General features: G+C 63.3%; 13 protein-coding genes. 3 read left to right on the top strand and 10 right to left on the bottom strand.

Translation table 11 applies throughout. From position 1 onward, the window contains the following. Positions 1-57: 57 nt before the first annotated feature. The 6 genes from dgcA to CSAL_RS05050 form a co-directional block, all read right to left on the bottom strand. Positions 58-2142, bottom strand: coding sequence for a dimethylglycine demethylation protein DgcA (gene dgcA / locus CSAL_RS05075; protein ID WP_011506293.1), 2085 nt, complete (start codon positions 2140-2142; stop codon positions 58-60). 10 nt (positions 2143-2152) lie between these two features. After that, positions 2153-2698, bottom strand: a complete 546-nt coding sequence (locus CSAL_RS05070) for a 4-vinyl reductase (RefSeq protein WP_011506292.1) — start codon at positions 2696-2698, stop codon at positions 2153-2155. Between the two features lie 170 nt (positions 2699-2868). Next, positions 2869-3846: a dipeptidase gene (locus CSAL_RS05065; RefSeq protein ID WP_011506291.1), complete on the bottom strand. Its 978-nt coding sequence runs from the start codon at positions 3844-3846 to the stop codon at positions 2869-2871. A gap of 198 nt (positions 3847-4044) precedes the next feature. Next, positions 4045-5172: a choline metabolism transcriptional regulator GbdR gene (gene gbdR / locus CSAL_RS05060; RefSeq protein WP_011506290.1), complete on the bottom strand. Its 1128-nt coding sequence runs from the start codon at positions 5170-5172 to the stop codon at positions 4045-4047. A gap of 221 nt (positions 5173-5393) precedes the next feature. After that, positions 5394-6251, bottom strand: coding sequence for an S-formylglutathione hydrolase (gene fghA, locus CSAL_RS05055; protein WP_011506289.1), 858 nt, complete (start codon positions 6249-6251; stop codon positions 5394-5396). Positions 6252-6415: 164 nt separating this feature from the next. After that, positions 6416-7525, bottom strand: coding sequence for an S-(hydroxymethyl)glutathione dehydrogenase/class III alcohol dehydrogenase (locus CSAL_RS05050; RefSeq protein ID WP_011506288.1), 1110 nt, complete (start codon positions 7523-7525; stop codon positions 6416-6418). 146 nt (positions 7526-7671) lie between these two features. Here CSAL_RS05050 and CSAL_RS05045 point away from each other — a divergent pair, with 146 nt between their 5' ends. Continuing rightward, positions 7672-8574: a LysR substrate-binding domain-containing protein gene (locus CSAL_RS05045; RefSeq protein WP_011506287.1), complete on the top strand. Its 903-nt coding sequence runs from the start codon at positions 7672-7674 to the stop codon at positions 8572-8574. Here the strand turns inward: CSAL_RS05045 and CSAL_RS05040 are convergent. Further along, positions 8560-9297, bottom strand: coding sequence for a Crp/Fnr family transcriptional regulator (locus CSAL_RS05040; protein WP_011506286.1), 738 nt, complete (start codon positions 9295-9297; stop codon positions 8560-8562). The two genes, CSAL_RS05045 and CSAL_RS05040, sit on opposite strands and share 15 nt — an antisense overlap. A gap of 171 nt (positions 9298-9468) precedes the next feature. Next, positions 9469-10788 carry an L-serine ammonia-lyase gene (locus CSAL_RS05035; RefSeq protein WP_370599263.1) on the bottom strand — a complete coding sequence of 440 codons (1320 nt, stop codon included), beginning with the start codon at positions 10786-10788 and terminating at the stop codon, positions 9469-9471. 197 nt (positions 10789-10985) lie between these two features. On the opposite strand from CSAL_RS05035, the gene CSAL_RS05030 reads away from it, so the two are divergent. Both CSAL_RS05030 and CSAL_RS05025 read left to right on the top strand, forming a co-directional pair. Beyond that, positions 10986-11909 carry a LysR substrate-binding domain-containing protein gene (locus CSAL_RS05030; RefSeq protein WP_011506284.1) on the top strand — a complete coding sequence of 308 codons (924 nt, stop codon included), beginning with the start codon at positions 10986-10988 and terminating at the stop codon, positions 11907-11909. Between the two features lie 171 nt (positions 11910-12080). Beyond that, on the top strand, positions 12081-13727 hold the full coding sequence (locus CSAL_RS05025) for a BCCT family transporter (RefSeq protein WP_011506283.1): 1647 nt from the start codon (positions 12081-12083) through the stop codon (positions 13725-13727). 144 nt (positions 13728-13871) lie between these two features. Here the strand turns inward: CSAL_RS05025 and CSAL_RS05020 are convergent, their stop codons facing one another. Together CSAL_RS05020 and CSAL_RS05015 are read right to left on the bottom strand one after the other, a co-directional pair. Continuing rightward, positions 13872-14597, bottom strand: a complete 726-nt coding sequence (locus CSAL_RS05020) for a 3'-5' exonuclease (RefSeq protein ID WP_011506282.1) — start codon at positions 14595-14597, stop codon at positions 13872-13874. Positions 14598-14604: 7 nt separating this feature from the next. After that, positions 14605-16512 (bottom strand): DUF294 nucleotidyltransferase-like domain-containing protein, encoded by a 1908-nt coding sequence (locus CSAL_RS05015; protein WP_011506281.1) that lies wholly within the window; start codon positions 16510-16512, stop codon positions 14605-14607. Positions 16513-16625: the final 113 nt, after the last annotated feature.

Genomic DNA, 16625 nt, shown 5'->3' with positions numbered 1-16625 from the left:
TCCATGAGCATGACGAGTCGACCTTCAACAACGCCTGGCCGAGCGCAATAGCTTTCCTCAGAAGTCCTTGCAGATCCGCAGGGCATCATAGATCGCCGCATGCGTATTGCGCGGCGCCGTGCAATCGCCCAGTCGGAACAGCACGAAGCCGGCATCGGCATCGTCGTCCAGCGTCGCCAACGCGGGCTGGGGCTGGATGGCATAGAGCGCTTCGATGTCGACCTGCCCCTTGTTGCGCGACTGATCCTTGAGGGCGTAATAGAGCGCCTCGTCGGGTCGCACGCCATTTTCGACCACCACCTGGTCGACCACCCGCTCTTCCTGGGCGCCGGTGTACTCGTTCTCGAGTACCGCGACCAGGGCATCGCCCTCGCGATAGACCCTGTGCAGCGCCAGGTCGGAGGTCATGATCACCTCCTTCTCGTAGAGGCTGCGGTAATAGGTCGGGAAGGTGGTGCCGCCGACCGCCGCGCCCGGCTTGATGTCGTCGGTGACGATCTCGACCGTCGCCCCCTTGTCGGCCAGGTAATCCGCCGCCGAGACGCCGGCGAACTCGCAGATGGAATCGAAGATCAGCACGTTCTTGCCGGGCTCGACGGCGCCGCTGAGAATGTCCCAGGTGCTGACGACCAGGCTCCGTTCGCGATCCTCGTCATAGCCCCATTCGGGCACTTGCGACAGGAAGGGTTGGCCGCCGGTGGCGAGCACCACGATGTCCGGCCGCAGGTCGGCGATGGTCGCCTCGTCGGCACGGGTACCCAGGCGCAGGTCGACCTTGAGTCGTGCCAGCTCGAGCTGGTACCAGCGGGTGATGCCGGCGATCTGGTCGCGCTGAGGTGCCTTGGCGGCGAGCGTGATCTGACCGCCGATCTGGTCCGCGGCCTCGAACAGCGTGACCTCGTGGCCGCGCTCGGCCGCGACGCGCGCCGCCTCCATGCCGCCCGGACCGCCGCCGACCACCACTACCTTGCGCTTCGGCCCGTCGCTGGGGGCGATCTCGTGGGGCAGGCCCAGGTACTCGCGCGAGGTGGCGGCGTTCTGGATACACAGCACGTCGAGCCCCTGGTATTGGCGATCGATACAGTAGTTGGCGCCCACGCACTGCCGGATCCGGTCGGTCTGGTCCATCTGGATCTTGGCGATCAGATGCGGGTCGGCGATGTGCGCGCGGGTCATGCCCACCAGGTCGACGTAGCCGCCCTCGAGAATACGACTGGCCTGGTTGGGGTCCTTGATGTTCTGGGCATGGATCACCGGCACGCTGACCACGTCCTTGACGCCCGCCGCCAGGTGCAGGAACGGCTCCGGCGGGTAGGACATGTTGGGAATCACGTTGGCCAGGGTATTGTGCGTGTCGCATCCCGAGCCGACCACGCCGAAGAAATCGACCATGCCGGTGGCATCGTAGTAGGCGGCGATCCGCTTCATGTCGTCGTGGGTCAGGCCGTCGGGATGGAACTCGTCGCCGCAGATGCGCAGGCCGACCACGAAGTCGTCGCCGACTTCGGCGCGTACCGCCTTGAGGACTTCCAGGCCGAAGCGCATGCGATTCTCGAAGCTGCCGCCCCACTGGTCTTCACGCTTGTTGACGCGCGGACTCCAGAACTGATCGATCAGGTGCTGGTGCACGGCCGACAGCTCGATGCCGTCGAGGCCGCCCTCCTTGACGCGACGCGCGCCCTGGGCGAAATCGTCGATGACGCGCCAGATCTCCTCTTCCTCGATGGTCTTGCAAGTCGAGCGGTGCACCGGCTCGCGAATGCCCGACGGCGACAGCAGTGTCGGCCAGTCGAAACCGTCCCAGCGCGAACGGCGGCCCATGTGGGTGATCTGGATCATGATCTTGCCGCCATGCTTGTGCACGGCGTCCGCCAGGTTCTGGAAGTGCGGAATGATCCGGTCGGTGGAAATGTTGACCGAACTCCACCAGGCCTGGGGGCTGTCGATCGATACCGGCGAGGAGCCGCCGCAGATGCACAATCCGCAGCCGCCCTTGGCCTTCTCCTCGTAGTACTTGACGTAACGTTCGGTGGTCATGCCGCCATCGGTCGCGTGAACCTCGGCATGGGCGGTGCTGACCACGCGGTTGCGTATGGTGAGATTGCCGATCTCGATCGGCTTGAACAACGCATCGAATGCCATCTCGGTAACCTCAGCCTGCCAGGATATGACGGGGAACGACCGTGAAGCGGCCGACGTCGCAGCCTTCCTCGGCGGCGCTCTGGGTCTGCTCGGCGACGGTGCGCAGATCGCTGCCTCGGGCCTCGAGAATCTGGTCCATGGCGCCGGCGAACCAGCCGGTGAACATGTACTCGATCTTGCGCCCGACCTTGCCGAGCTGATAGACGAAGGCGCTGTGCTCGAGACGTACCTGGGCGGTGCCGGCATCGAGGTCGATGTCCTCGGTGATGAACAACCCCCAGCCACGCTGTGAGAGACGCGTCATGTAGTGCTCGAACACCGCCTCGCCCTCCAGGCCGTGCAGCTCGGCCTCCTTCTCGCACCAGTGCCAGGCGCTCTTGTAGCCGGCGTGGTAGAGGATGTCCGCGTAGGTCTCCACGCCCAGCGCTTCTTCCACTGCGACGTGGTTGTTGATGAAGAAGTGGCGGGGCACGTAGAGCATCGGCAGGGCGTCGGTGGTCCACACGCCGGTTTCTCTATCCACCTCGATGGGCAGTTCGGGGGCCATCTTGGTCACGGTCGTAATCCTCGAGATCGTTGTCTTGGCGCTTTTCTGGCTGGGACTTGACGGCGGCAGGCCTGGAGGAGGCGCTGTGGATACATCCCTGTACGCTAGCGATTCCCTCCCTGGAATCGGACCTCCTCTTCGGCCTCCCCCGGTGCCCCTTATATGCAGAAGTATTGCCCTCAGGCGCCCCATACCTCTTTCAAAACACGCATCCAGTTCTCACCCATGATCTTGCGCACTTGTCGCTCGCTCATGCCGCGTCGCAAGAGCGCCTCGGTGAGATTGGGAAACTCGCCGATGGTACGAATGCCCTCGGGGTTGATGATGGTGCCGAAGTTGGTCAGGCGCCGGGCGTAGCCCTTGTCGTGGGTGAGCCATTCGAAAAAGGCCTGGTCCTGGCCCTGGGTGAAGTCGGTGCCGATGCCGATGGCATCCTCGCCGACGATGTTCATCACGTATTCGATGGCCTCGACATAATCGTCGACGGTGGCGTCGACCCCGGCGCGCAGGAAGGGGGTGAACATGGTCACGCCGACGAAACCGCCATGGTCGGCGATGAACCTGAGTTCCTCGTCGGACTTGTTGCGCGGATGTTCCTTGAGGCCGGAAGGCAGGCAATGGGAATAGCAGACCGGTTTCTCGGAGGCCTCGATGACCTCTCGGGAAGTGGTCTCACCGACGTGGGATAGGTCGCACATCATGCCCACGCGATTCATCTCGGCGACGATCTCGCGACCGAAGCCGGACAACCCGCCGTCGCGTTCGTAGCAGCCGGTGCCCACCAGGTTCTGGGTGTTGTAGCACATCTGCACAATGCCCACGCCGAGCTTCTTGAAGACCTCGACGTAGCCGATCTGATCCTCGAAGGCATGGGCGTTCTGAAAACCGTAGATGATGCCGGTCTTGCCTTCTTCCTTGGCGCGGATGATGTCGGCGGTGGTATGCACGGGTCGCACCAGATCATCGCACGCCGCGAGGAGCGCATTGGTCTCGACGATGTTGTCGACGGTGGCCTGGAACCCCTCCCATACCGAGACGGTGCAATTGGCGGCGGTCAGTCCGCCCCGGCGCATGTCCTCGAGGAGATCGCGGCCCCATTTGGCGATGATCAGGCCATCGATGACGATGGCGTCGTCGTGCAGTGATTGCGCGGTCATGTGCGTCGCTCCGGGGATGGCTTCATGCGGCCAGCATAGCCCCGGCCCCGGGGCCGCCGACGCTTGGAAGCGACGAGGAAAATTCCAAATGCGTCACGCGCCGGCATCGTGCATGACGCACTGGGGCCGCCCGATGCATCGGACGGCCCCAGAACGCGGCATGCCGGGCATGCCGCCAAGCGGCGGGAGTGCGAGACTCTACACGAGGCGTACGCTGGCGTAGGTGGGTTCGCCTTGCGCCTGGGCCAGCGCCTGCATGGCACTGGAGGCACGCGGCGCGACATAGGGGTCGTGCCCGTCCGACGGCGCAGCGGGCGCCAGCGTCACGCTGGCACTGTTGAGGCGCGTCACGCGTTCGTCGCGGGGCGGTGTCCCGAAATATTCGCGGTAGCACTTGGAGAAATGCGGCGTGGACACGAACCCGCACACCGATGCGATTTCGATGATCGACATCGAGGTTTGCCTGAGCAACTGCCGGGCCCGGGTCAATCGCAACTTGAGGTAGTAACGCGACGGCGAGCAGCTCAGGTATTTCTGGAACAGGCGCTCCAGCTGACGCCGGGAGACGTCCACATAGCGCGCCAGCTCGTCGAGAGCGATGGGCTCTTCCAGGTTGGCTTCCATCAGCGCGACGATCTCGAGCAGCTTGGGTTGACTGGTGCCCAGCACATGACGCAGCGGGACGCGCTGCTGGTCCTGCTCGCCGCGCACACGATCGCAGATGAACATGTCGGAGATCGCCGCCGACAATTCGCGACCATGATCGCGAGCAATCAGCGTCAGCATCATGTCCAGCGGTGCGGTCCCGCCCGAGGCCGTGGCCCGGTCGCGGTCGATGGAAAACAACCGCGTGGTCAGCGTGGCGTGCGGGTAAGCCTCCTGGGCGGCGGCCTGGAACTCCCAGTGAATGCTGCACTCGTAGCCATCCAGCAGCCCCGCCTTGGCGAGCGCCCAGCTACCGGTACACAAGGCGCCGATGCGTCGCGACTGGCGCGCCTGGGCCTGCAGCCACAACACATGCTCACGCGTGACATGGCGCTGAATGCCGACGCCGCCGCAGACGAACACCATGTCGAGTTCCAGGGGGGCATGCATGCCGTTGTCGGGGGTGATGAGCAAGCCGTCGCTGGCACGTACTGCCTCGCCGTCCGCGCTCAAGGTGGTCCATTGGTAGAGTTCGCGCCCGGCGAGCTGGTTGGCCATGCGCAACGGCTCCACCGCCGAGGCCAGCGAAATCAACGTGAAATTGTCCATCAACAGAAAACCCAGACGCAGGGGCGCCTTGGGGGTGGCAGGCGTCGCGAGGCGATCGCTCGTCAGGGTCATCAGCGGTTCTCCTTCGTGTCACGTTCGGAGCCACTGGTAATGCTTCACCAGGGATGTGTTGTCATTGTGGGTATGGGGCCAACGCCTTGAGTGTGACCGGGTGGCGCCCTGACAACGTATCTAAAAGCGTCGCCTTACGCTATCAAAAACGACATCCCCGTACGCGTCGACGAAATCGCCCCGCATCGAGCGGGGCGATATCCGGAGCGGGCTGTCCGCGCTCAGCGCTTGCGGTGCAGATACTCGGCGTGATAGCGCAAATGCTCTTCGATGAAGGTCGCGATGAAGAAATAGCTATGATCGTAGCCCGGCTGACGCCGCAGCGTCAGCGGATGATCGTGTTTCTCGCAGGTGGCTTCGATGCGCTCGGGCATGAGCTGCTCCTCGAGAAAGTTGTCCGCTTCGCCCTGGTCGATGAACAGCGGCTGACGCGAGGCCCCCTTGGCGATCAGTTCGCAGGCGTCGTATTGCGTCCACTTGCCATGATCCTCGCCGAGATAGGCCGTGAAGGCCTTCTGCCCCCAGGGCGAGACGATCGGGTTGACCACCGGCGCGAACGCCGACACCGAGGTGTAGCGACCGGGCTGGCGCAAGGCCAGCACCAGCGCGCCATGACCGCCCATGGAGTGGCCGCTGATCGCTTCACGCCCATTGAGCGGAAAATGCTGGCGCACCACCGACGGCAGTTCCTCGGTGACGTAGTCGTACATGCGGTAATGCTTGGACCACGGCGCCTGGGTGGCATTGACGTAGAAGCCCGCGCCGGAGCCGAAGTCATAGCTGTCATGCTCGCCGGGAAGCTCGGTACCGCGCGGACTGGTATCCGGGCAGACGATGGCCATGCCCAGCTCGGCGGCCACGCGCTGCGCCCCCGCCTTCTGCATGAAATTTTCGTCGTTGCAGGTCAACCCCGACAACCACCACAACAGCGGCACCTTGTCGGTCTCCGCCTGAGGCGGCAGGTAGATGGAGAAGATCATCTCGCAGTCGAGTGCACGCGAGTGATGCTTGTAGCGCTTCAGCCAGCCGCCGAACGACTTGGTGGCGGAGACCAGCTCCAGCGATTCGGACATGGTCATGATGCTCTCCCTGAGAAACCGGCGGCATCATGCCGCCGGCGGATGGAACGACGTCGCGAGGCGTCCGGACGCGATGAATCACCACAGGCGCGTGTCAAGCGCCTGTCGCGCGGCATCGGGCGCGATAAATCAGATGCTCTTCGCGCGGTACCGGGCGCGATGGATCAATAGTGCAGCACGGTGCGGATGCTCTTGCCGGCGTGCAGCAGCTCGAACGCCTCGTTGATCTGCTCGAACGGCATGTCCTGGGTGACGAACTCGTCGATCTTGAGCTTGCCGTTCATGTAGTCGTCGACATAGCCCGGCAGTTCGCTGCGGCCCTTGACGCCACCGAAGGCGGACCCCTTCCAGACGCGCCCGGTGACCAGCTGGAACGGACGCGTGGAAATTTCTTCGCCGGCGCCGGCCACGCCGATGATGATCGACTCGCCCCACCCCTTGTGGCAGCACTCCAGCGCCGAACGCATGACATTGACATTGCCGATGCATTCGAAGGAATAATCGACACCGCCGTCGGTCAAGTCGACGATGACCTGCTGAATGGGATCCGCGTAATCCTTCGGATTGACGAAGTCGGTGGCACCGAATTGACGCGCCATGTCGAACTTGTCCGGATTGACGTCGATGGCGATGATGCGGCTCGCCTTGGCCATGACCGCGCCCTGGATGACGGCCAGGCCGATGGCGCCGAGACCGAACACGGCGACGGTGGCCCCCGGCTCGACCTTGGCGGTGTTCATGACCGCGCCGATACCGGTGGTCACCCCGCAGCCCAGCAGGCAGATCTTGTCCAGCGGCGCTTCCGGGGAGACCTTGGCCAGCGAGACCTCGGGCAGCACGGTGTACTCGCTGAACGTCGAGCAGCCCATGTAGTGATGCAGCGATTGTCCATCCTTGGAGAAGCGCGAGGTCCCGTCGGGCATCACGCCCTTGCCCTGGGTGGCGCGGACCGAGCTGCACAGGTTGGTCTTGCCGGAGAGACAGAATTTGCACTTGCCGCACTCGGCGGTATAAAGCGGAATGACGTGATCGCCGGGCTTGAGGCTGGTGACGCCCTCGCCGACTTCCTGCACGATCCCGGCCCCTTCATGGCCCAGCACCGCCGGGAAGTTGCCCTCGGGATCGGCGCCGGACAACGTGTAAGCGTCGGTATGGCAGACGCTGGTCGCCTTGATCTGAACCATGACTTCGCCGGCCTTGGGCCCTTCGACGTCGATCTCGGCGAGTTCCAGCGGCTTGCCGGCTTCCCAAGCAATGGCGGCGCGTGATTTCATCAGGCATTCTCCTTCGTCGATCGTGGCGGCGCGCGAGGCACCAGCAAAGGCAATCCAGGCGCGCGGGGTTAACCCCTCCAGTCTAGGCAGTCGGCGCGCCTGGATAAATGCTTACGACGTCACAACATTATTGCCATGGAGCAACAATGCAGCGCTGGGATCGCATCGAAGCCTTCATCGAAGTTGCCCGACTGGGCACGTTTTCCGCCGCGGCCCGTCATCTGCAGGTTTCCACGTCCCATGTGAGCCGCTTGATCGGGCAACTCAAAAGCCAGCTCGGCACGACGCTCTTGTATCGCACCACGCGCCAGACGCGCCTCACCGATGCCGGCGCGCTCTACTACCGGCATTGCCGCCACCTGTTCGACGGTTTTCGCGAGGCCGAGGAGGCCATCGTCGACTTCCAGTCTCGGCCCAAGGGCACCTTGCGGCTGACCTGTGCCACCACCTTCGGCGAGCGTTACATCGCCCCGTTGGTCAACGACTTCCAGTGTCGCCACCCCCAGCTCGAGATCGACATGCACTTCACCAACCGTCGGGTCGAGCTGGTCGAGGAAGGCTTCGACGTGGCCATCCGCATGGGGGTACTGCGCGACTCGAGTCTGATCGCGCGGCGCCTGTGCGAACGCCGCGAGTACGTGGTCGGCTCGCCGGCCTATTTCGAGCGGGCCGCCCCGCCCCATTCGCTGGCCGAACTGCCCCACCACAACTGCCTGCGTGGATCGCGTGACAGCTGGCTGTTCGAAATCAATGGTCACCGCCGTGAAGTCCGCGTCGATGGTCGCTGGCGGGCCAACTCCGGGCCGGCATTGCTCGATGCGGTCCTCAAGGGGCTGGGACTGGCGCAACTGCCCGACTACTATGTCACGCCGCACCTGGCCAGGGGCGAACTGGTGCCGGTACTGACGGCCTATCAATTCACCGACACCGCGGTGTGGGCCATCTATCCACGGCATCGTCACCTGTCGCCCAAGGTGCGTCAGTTCGTCGACTTTCTGGTCGATCACCTGCCGGCGACGCTTCAAGGGGAAGGTTCATTCCCCCGATAACGGTCCCAGACCATCGCGCAGGTACCTTCCGGCGAACTCGCCCTCACGCGCCAGTGCGTCGGGGTCGAGCAGCTCCACCCACTGGCGGTCACGCAGCAGGATGCCCTCTTCGCGAAAGCCGCTCAGGGTGCGGCTGATGTGTACCGAGGTCAGTCCCAGCGCATCGCCGAGCTGCTGCTGCGACAGCGGCAGGCGAAAGCGCCGCGAGGAATGCGGCATGATGCGCTGCAGGCGCATGTACATTTCGTAGATCAAGTGCGCGATCTTTTGACGCGCGCTGCGCCGTGCCAGATTGACCAGGCGCTCGGTCAGCAGGGCCTGTTGATGCGAGGACACGGCGAAGAAGATCATCGACAGCGTGAAGGATTCGCGAAACACCTCTATCAAGCGCCGATGCGGGAAGTCACAGACGACACCGTCGTCGATCATCGTCACGCCCGCCAGACGTTCATGAAAGGCGAACTCGCGCAGACCGATGACGTCGCCCGGCAGGTAGATCTCCAGAATCTGACGCGAGCCGTCCTCCATATCCCGGAAGGAGTATGCCCAGCCCTTGGAAAGCGTGCAGAACCGACCCGCCGGATCGTCGGTCTGCCAGAGTGACTCGCCACGGGCGACCTCACGTGGCTCACGCTCCAGCGAATCCAGCAAGGCCTCATCGCTGTCGGATAGATTGGCGTAGTGCCGAAAATGGCGGATGATGCAGCTATCGTTTTCGCTCATGAGCGACCTTTTATCTTCTCGATCCCTAGATGGTGCGTCGGGCATCCAGAAGAACGCCGGTGCCCGACATGTTCCGACGAAATAAAACCATACAAGGCGCGACGGCGCGATCCCGAAACAAAAAAAAGGACGCCGAGCGGCGTCCCAAAGGGTTGATCGAGCAAGCAGGCTTCAGCATTCGATGGCATTGACCGCCAGGCCGCCGCGCGAGGTCTCCTTGTACTTGTCCTGCATGTCACGCCCTGTATCGCGCATGGTGCGGATGACCCGGTCGAGAGAAACGAAGTGCTCGCCATCGCCGCCAAGCGCCATCTGCGCGGCGTTTATCGCCTTCACCGAGGCGATGGCATTGCGTTCGATGCAAGGGACCTGCACCAGGCCCCCGATGGGGTCGCAGGTCAATCCCAGGTTGTGCTCGAGGCCGATCTCGGCGGCGTTCTCCACCTGGGCGGGCGTTCCGCCCATGACCTCGGCCAGTCCGGCGGCGGCCATCGCGCAGGCCGATCCGACCTCGCCCTGACAGCCGACCTCGGCGCCGGAAATCGAGGCATTCTTCTTGCACAGAATGCCGATCGCTCCCGCCGCCAGCAGGAAGTCGACGACATCGCGCTGGCAGGCACCGGGCTGGAAACGCATGTAATAGTGCAAGACCGCCGGCACGATGCCCGCCGCCCCGTTGGTCGGCGCGGTGACCATGCGCCCGCCGGCGGCGTTTTCCTCGTTGACCGCCAGGGCGAAGACGTTGACCCAGTCCATGGCCGAAAATGTCGAGGCGATCACGCTGGTGTCGTCCTTGGCCGCTTGCAGACGCCGATGCAGCGCACTGGCACGGCGCTTGACGTTGAGCCCGCCGGGCAGGACGCCATCGTGCCGCAGGCCGTTGTCGACGCAGGCTTTCATCGCCTCCCAGATATGCCACAGCGCATCGCGGACGCTGGCCTCGTCGCGCCAGGCTTTCTCGTTCTCGAGCATCAGCTCGGAAATGCGCAATCCATGGGTGCGGCACAGCGACAGCAACTCATCCGCCGTCGCAAAGTCATAGGGCAACGTCGTGGTGTCGGTGTCCAGCGCGCCATTGGCGGCCTGGGCCTCGTCGATGACGAAGCCGCCGCCGACCGAATAATAGGTATTGCGATAGCACTCCCCGTCGTGCGCATGCGCGATCAGGCGCAGCGCATTGGGATGATAGTCGAGCGAGTCCTCGTGCCATTGCATGTCCCGCGACCAGGGAAATGAGATCGGCACCAGGCCGCCCAGCAGCAGGGTCTGCGATTCGTGCAGTTCCTCGATGCAGGCGGGCACGATGTCGGGGTCGATACTCTCGGGACGCTCGCCCATGAGCCCCATGATCACCGCACGGTCCGTACCATGGCCTACGCCGGTGGCGCAGAGCGATCCGTGAAGATGAACCTCGACGCGAGTCACGCGCGACAACGCATCGCGGGCACGCAATGCCTCGACGAAATCGTGAGCGGCACGCATGGGACCCACGGTATGCGAACTGGACGGGCCAATCCCCACCTTGAACAGATCGAACACACTGATCGCCATAACGTGATCCCTCGGGGTGGTCATGCATCAAAATTTCTAAACGAACTTGCCATTCGCTGACATTGACTCTAGCTTGAAGCCAGCCCGAGTGCCGGGCAACGGAGAATAAATCGACAAAGATTTAGATTGCCTAAACCATGAGCCGCACCTTGCACGCCCAGACCCATGCCTGGCTGAAAGTCTTCGCGATCAGCGCACGACACCTTTCGTTCACCCGGGCCGCCGAGGAGCTTCACGTGACCACGGGCGCGGTCAGCCAGCAGATCAAGCAGCTCGAGACACGCCTGGGATTCAAGCTCTTCCGGCGCTTGCCGAGACGCTTGGAGCTCACCGACGAAGGGCAACGCCTGGCCGCCGTGGTGGATCAGGCCTATGACGCCGTGGGACAAGAGGTACGCCGCTTGCGCACGGGGGTCATGAGCGGCGTGCTGCGCCTGCGCTGCGTACCGTCGTTTCTCGCCAAATGGCTGATGCCGCGCCTCACTCGCCTGCAGGCGCGGTTTCCCGACATTGAATTGCACGTCGCTTCCGAGGACAGCAACCTCTCATTGCGCGAAGGCGAGTTCGAGCTCGCCATCGACCTGAATGACGGGCGTTATGCCGGCTTCCAGATCACCACGCTGATGGATGAGGAGATCTTCGCGGTGTGCTCGCCGCAACTGCTGCGCCGTCGCCCGCCCCTGGTACGTCCCGATGACCTGGGCTACTACCCGTTGCTGCACGATGTCACCGCGTGGCGCGGCAGCCATGATTACGCCGAGTGGGAGCACTACCTGCATGCCCTCGGTGCCGCGTCGGTCAACGTGCAACGCGGCTACACGTTCAACCGTAACCACCTGACCGTGGAAGCGGCCATCGCCGGCATGGGGGTCGCCATCGCCCGGCGCACGCTGATTACCAACGAGCTCGACACCGGCGCCCTGATCGCGCCTTTCGCCGGCACGGTCGCCACCGGCAAGTCGTACGGGCTGGTGTACCATCCCGGCGCACTGGACGACCGCCGGGTGCGTGCGGTACACGACTGGATCGTCGAAGAGGCTGCACGCAGCACTGCCCATTGAGCCAGGCCGCCATACAGCGGCGTTTTGCAAGGAACAGGAGGAAACGTTTAAGGTCCAGCTGGCAAAAAGGACTCAACTCTGCAGACTTCTTAAGTACAATACGCTAACTGCCGATAAGGCATATCTCGCGTCAACGACGCAACCGACGCTTACCTGAGACGGAGAATTCTCATGGAAAAACGTTCGCAGGACGATGCGGCCCAAGAGCCCAATAACGGCTCCGAGGGCGTGCCGGCCCCGGATGGGCCGGCCAATCTGATCGATACCGATTACGTCATTGGTCAGGACAACATCACCTCGTCGAAGTTCGGCATCGACTTCGATCTACACGGCAAGGTGTTCACGATCTCGTCACTGATGATTCTGTTCTTCGTCATCGTGACGCTGGCGTTTCAGAACCAGGTGGCACCGATCTTCAACGCCATGTTCTCGTTCTTGACGGGCAGCCTGGACTGGTTCTTCATCCTGGCCGCCAATATCTTCGTGGTACTGGCCGTCGCACTGATTTTCACGCCCATGGGAAAAGTCCGACTGGGTGGCGCTCACGCCAAGCCCGACTTCAGCTATGCTGGCTGGTTCGCCATGCTGTTCGCGGCTGGGATGGGCATCGGGCTGATGTTCTACGGTGTGGCCGAGCCGATGACGCATTTCGGAACCTCGTTCGAAGGCGGCTCGAGCGCCCCCCTGGGTGGCATGGCCGGCAACGAGCAAGGCGCCATGCAACTTGGCATGGCCGCGACGATCTTCCACTGGGGCCTGCATCCTTGGGGGATCTACGCCATCGTCGCACTGTCCCTGGCGCTGTTCGCCTATAACAAGGGCCTGCCACTGACCATGCGCTCGATTTTCTATCCGATTCTCGGCGAGCGCGTCTGGGGATGGCCCGGCCACGTCATCGATATCCTGGCGGTCTTCGCCACGCTGTTCGGTCTGGCAACGTCCCTGGGGCTCGGCGCTTCACAGGCCTCCGCCGGTCTGCATTACCTGTTCGATACGCCCAACACCAACGTCACCATGGTGATATTGATCCTGGGTATCACGCTGGTGGCGCTGATGTCCGTCGTGGCCGGTGTCGACAAGGGGGTACAACGTCTGTCGCAGCTCAACATGGCGCTCGCCTTCCTGCTGCTCGTCTTCGTGATTTTCGTCGGCCCGACCCTGCTGATCGCCACCGGTTTCTTCGAGAACCTGTGGGGTTACGTCCAGAACCTTCCCGCCTTGTCCAATCCCTTCGGACGTGAAGATACCGGCTTCACGCAAGGCTGGACGGCGTATTACTGGGCCTGGTGGATTTCCTGGTCACCGTTCGTCGGGATGTTCATCGCTCGCGTCAGCCGTGGCCGCACCGTGCGCGAGTTCCTGATCGCCGTGCTCCTGGTGCCGACGCTGGTCTCGATCCTGTGGATGACCGCGTTCGGCGGCACTGCCATCGACCAGTACATCAACCAGGGCTTCGAAGGCGTCAAGGATGCCGCACTGGAGCTGCAGCTGTTCACCATGCTCGGCCAACTGCCGCTGACCGCGATCACCTCGTTCGTGGGCATCGTGCTGGTGATGGTGTTCTTCATCACCTCCTCGGACTCGGGCTCGTTGGTCATCGACTCGATCACAGCCGGCGGCAAGGTCGACGCTCCCAAGCCCCAGCGCATCTTCTGGGCCTTGATCGAGGGCGCGATCGCCATCGCCCTGCTGCTGGGCGGCGGCCTGACCGCACTGCAAACCGCAGTGATCACCACCGGCCTTCCCTTCACCCTGGTGCTCCTGGCGGGCTGCTACGCCATCATCAAGGGCTTGATGAGCGAACCACGCGGCACCTGATGCCACGCACCGGTTCGTGCTGAACGAGAAGGCGGCCCCCAGGGGCCGCCTTCTTGCGTTGCGACGTCGGTCCGCGACTCGTCCGGCTGTCGTCTCGTCAAATATCGTCTCGTCAAATACCGTCTCGCCAAGCTCCTGCCGCGTTCAGTTCCATACCTCGCTCAACGGCGTGTCCGGGCGATAGTGATGCGCGATCTGTGCCTGCAGCAGCTCCGCAGTGGCGAGGGCGTCGATCAGGGCATGGTGCGCCTGATAAGGCGGCAGCCCATAGCGCGTGCGACTGTCGGGCAGCCGGATCGAGGCCGGTGGACGCCCCATCCAGCGCCGAAAGCGCGCCCACAAGGGCTGGCGGTGCAGGCGTGCTTCCAGCGACATGGTATCGATCACCGGGAAGTGGATCCCCTCGCCACGCCGCGCCTTGACGGCCGCATTCAGAAAGGTGCGTTCGATATGCCGGTAATGCACCACCATGACATGCCCGGCCATGGCCTCTAGCAGCTCGTCGAGGATCTCGTCGAGGTCCGGCGCCTGCTCGATCTCGGTGTGAGTGATGTGATGAAAAGTGATCGAGCGCTCGCTCAACGGGCGCGGCGGGCGCACGATCCAGTACCGGCGCTGCGCCATGCGGATACGCCGCAGGTCGAACGGCACCAGGCCGATACTGACGATGGCGTGACGCTGTTCATCGAGACCGGTGGTCTCCATGTCCATGGCCATCATCGGCACCTCGCCAAGCGGCGTGTCCGGTGCCGGCGCGCCAGCGGCGAAATACCGCTCGAGTGCCGGCACGCGTGTCTGCTCGCGACGTGCGGTGAAATAGTCCGCCCAGGTGGCAGGCGTTTTCGAATGGCGTGAGGACGATCTTTTCATTCAGCGATCAGCGCTTCTGCGAGGGCATGGGATAACGGAACTTGAGGAACTTCTGCGCGTTGCTGAGGACCTGAAAGGCATCCTTGAGGTTGTGTCGCTCGCTGTCCGAGACGTTTTCGGGCTCGATGTCATTGTCCGGCTCGCGTTCTTCCTGGATATCGATGACCTGGTGGCGAATCCGCACCATGGCAATGAACTCCAGCGCATAGCGCAACCGCTCGCCGGAGTGACCGGCCAGCAGACGTGTCTTGGCGATGTCCTCGAGTCGCTCGAACGAGTTCTGTGCGCGAGATCCGCAGGCCAGCGCGTGTACGCGAATCAGGTCGACCAGCGGTGCCGTCCCGCGCCGTTTCAAGTTGATCGTATTGTTCTGCTTGCCGTCCTTTTCCATCACGAAGGTGCGGAAAAACCCCAGCGGCGGCGTACGATTCAAGGCATTGCGGGCCATCGCGGCCAGAAAGCGCGGGCGCTGGGAGGCACGCTCGGCAACCAGGTCCTGCAAGCGCTCGGCGAAAGCCTCTTCGCCGTGCACGCTGTCCAGGTCGAAGAAAATCGAGCTGTGCAGCAGCCGCTCGGCGTTGGGGTTGTCGATCCAGTCGCTGAAGTACTGCTGCCAGACGCGCAGCGGTTGCCGCCAGCGCGAGTTGGTGGCCATGACGTCGCCCTTGCAGTAGCTGTATCCGCAGGCCGCCAGGCCGTCGCTGACACGCTGGGCCAGCGTCAGGAAGTACGCATCGTGCTGCTCCGGGTCGAAGCGGTCATCGAGTACCAGGGCGTTGTCCTGGTCGGTGACGATGGATTGCTCGTTGCGCGCCATCGACCCCAGCGCCATGAAACAATACGGCACCGGAGGCGGCCCCAGCTCTTCCTCGGCCAACTCCAGCAGACGCCGCGTGAAGCTGCGCCCGATGCTCGACAACGAGCTGCCCACCATCTGCGAGTTGTCGCCCTCGTTGACCATGCGCACGAATGCGGCCCGCACGTCCCCCTTCAAGGCCGCCAGGGCCTCGACGTTGGGCTGGCGGAAGATGTTATCCACGAGATAGAGGCTGCTGTTGGTTTCGTGGCGCACGATATCGGACAGATGCAGCACGCCGATCGGTCGCCGGCGATAGAGTACCGGCAAGTGGTGGATGTTGTTGCGCAGCATGCGCAGCATCGCCTCGTAGACCGACTCGTCGGACTGGATGGTGATCGGCCGATCGTCGATCAGTTGCCCCACCTGCGTGCTCGCCGGCAGTCCTTCGGCAAGCACCCGGTTGCGCAAATCGTGGTCGGTGAGAATACCCACCATGCGGCGTGAGCGGCCATCATCGAGGGTGAAGGCGTGCGAATCGTCATCCGCTTGCGGAGCTGCCAGCACCAGCACTGACGAGGCGTTGTGCTCGCCCATGTGCTGTGCCGCCTCCTGTACCGTCGCATCGCTCTCCACCATCACCGGAGCACGTGAGGCCAGCTTGCGCACCTTGGTGACCAGCATCTCGTGCCCCTTGCGCTGCTGGTCGACGGTCGCCTCCAGGCGCGGACGTTCCACCTCGACGAAATCGGCGAAGTTTTCGTCCAGTTCACACAGCCGACGGAACATGGCATGGGGGATGAAGTAGATGAGCGTGTCTTCGATGGCACGCGCCGGAAAACGCACGCGCTGATCGCGCAGCAGGTCGAACTGACCGAAGATATCGCCTTCGCTCAAGCGGTTGTAGAGGTCGCCGTTGCGCCGATACAGGTCGATGGCCCCGCTACGGATATAGTGGAGGTGTTCGACGGCATCGTCATGGCGATAGATATCGGTGTCAGCCTGGAAGTACCCGACCTCGACCTGTCCTGCCAGCTCGTCGAGCAGGTCATCGGACAGTTGGTCGAAGGGCGGGAACTGTCCCATGTGCTGACGAATTTCCAGCAACTCTGCTTGCATGCGACTGGTCTCCGGCACTGGCAAGGGCAATGCCGGTAGTCTGAAAGCCGCCGTGTGTTCTGTAAAGCGCCACGCGCGGATAAGAAACAGCGTTTCCAAAAATTCGTTTTCTT

This window comes from Chromohalobacter israelensis DSM 3043, from assembly GCF_000055785.1.
In the GTDB taxonomy this organism is placed as follows: Bacteria; Pseudomonadota; Gammaproteobacteria; order Pseudomonadales; family Halomonadaceae; genus Chromohalobacter; species Chromohalobacter israelensis.
The sequence above is the reverse complement of the archived record's forward strand: the minus strand, read 5'-3'. Positions and strand labels throughout refer to the sequence as shown.

Bases quoted from the DNA above. Each gene is read 5' to 3' on its own strand.
- dgcA (WP_011506293.1), bottom strand. From the start codon at position 2,142: ATGGCATTCGATGCGTTGTTCAAGCCGATCGAGATCGGCAATCTCACC.
- CSAL_RS05065 (WP_011506291.1), bottom strand. From the start codon at position 3,846: ATGACCGCGCAATCACTGCACGACGACGCCATCGTCATCGATGGCCTG.
- gbdR (WP_011506290.1), bottom strand. From the start codon at position 5,172: ATGACCCTGACGAGCGATCGCCTCGCGACGCCTGCCACCCCCAAGGCG.
- fghA (WP_011506289.1), bottom strand. From the start codon at position 6,251: ATGACCATGTCCGAATCGCTGGAGCTGGTCTCCGCCACCAAGTCGTTC.
- CSAL_RS05050 (WP_011506288.1), bottom strand. From the start codon at position 7,525: ATGAAATCACGCGCCGCCATTGCTTGGGAAGCCGGCAAGCCGCTGGAA.
- CSAL_RS05045 (WP_011506287.1), top strand. From the start codon at position 7,672: ATGCAGCGCTGGGATCGCATCGAAGCCTTCATCGAAGTTGCCCGACTG.
- CSAL_RS05040 (WP_011506286.1), bottom strand. From the start codon at position 9,297: ATGAGCGAAAACGATAGCTGCATCATCCGCCATTTTCGGCACTACGCC.
- CSAL_RS05030 (WP_011506284.1), top strand. From the start codon at position 10,986: ATGAGCCGCACCTTGCACGCCCAGACCCATGCCTGGCTGAAAGTCTTC.
- CSAL_RS05025 (WP_011506283.1), top strand. From the start codon at position 12,081: ATGGAAAAACGTTCGCAGGACGATGCGGCCCAAGAGCCCAATAACGGC.
- CSAL_RS05020 (WP_011506282.1), bottom strand. From the start codon at position 14,597: ATGAAAAGATCGTCCTCACGCCATTCGAAAACGCCTGCCACCTGGGCG.
- CSAL_RS05015 (WP_011506281.1), bottom strand. From the start codon at position 16,512: ATGCAAGCAGAGTTGCTGGAAATTCGTCAGCACATGGGACAGTTCCCG.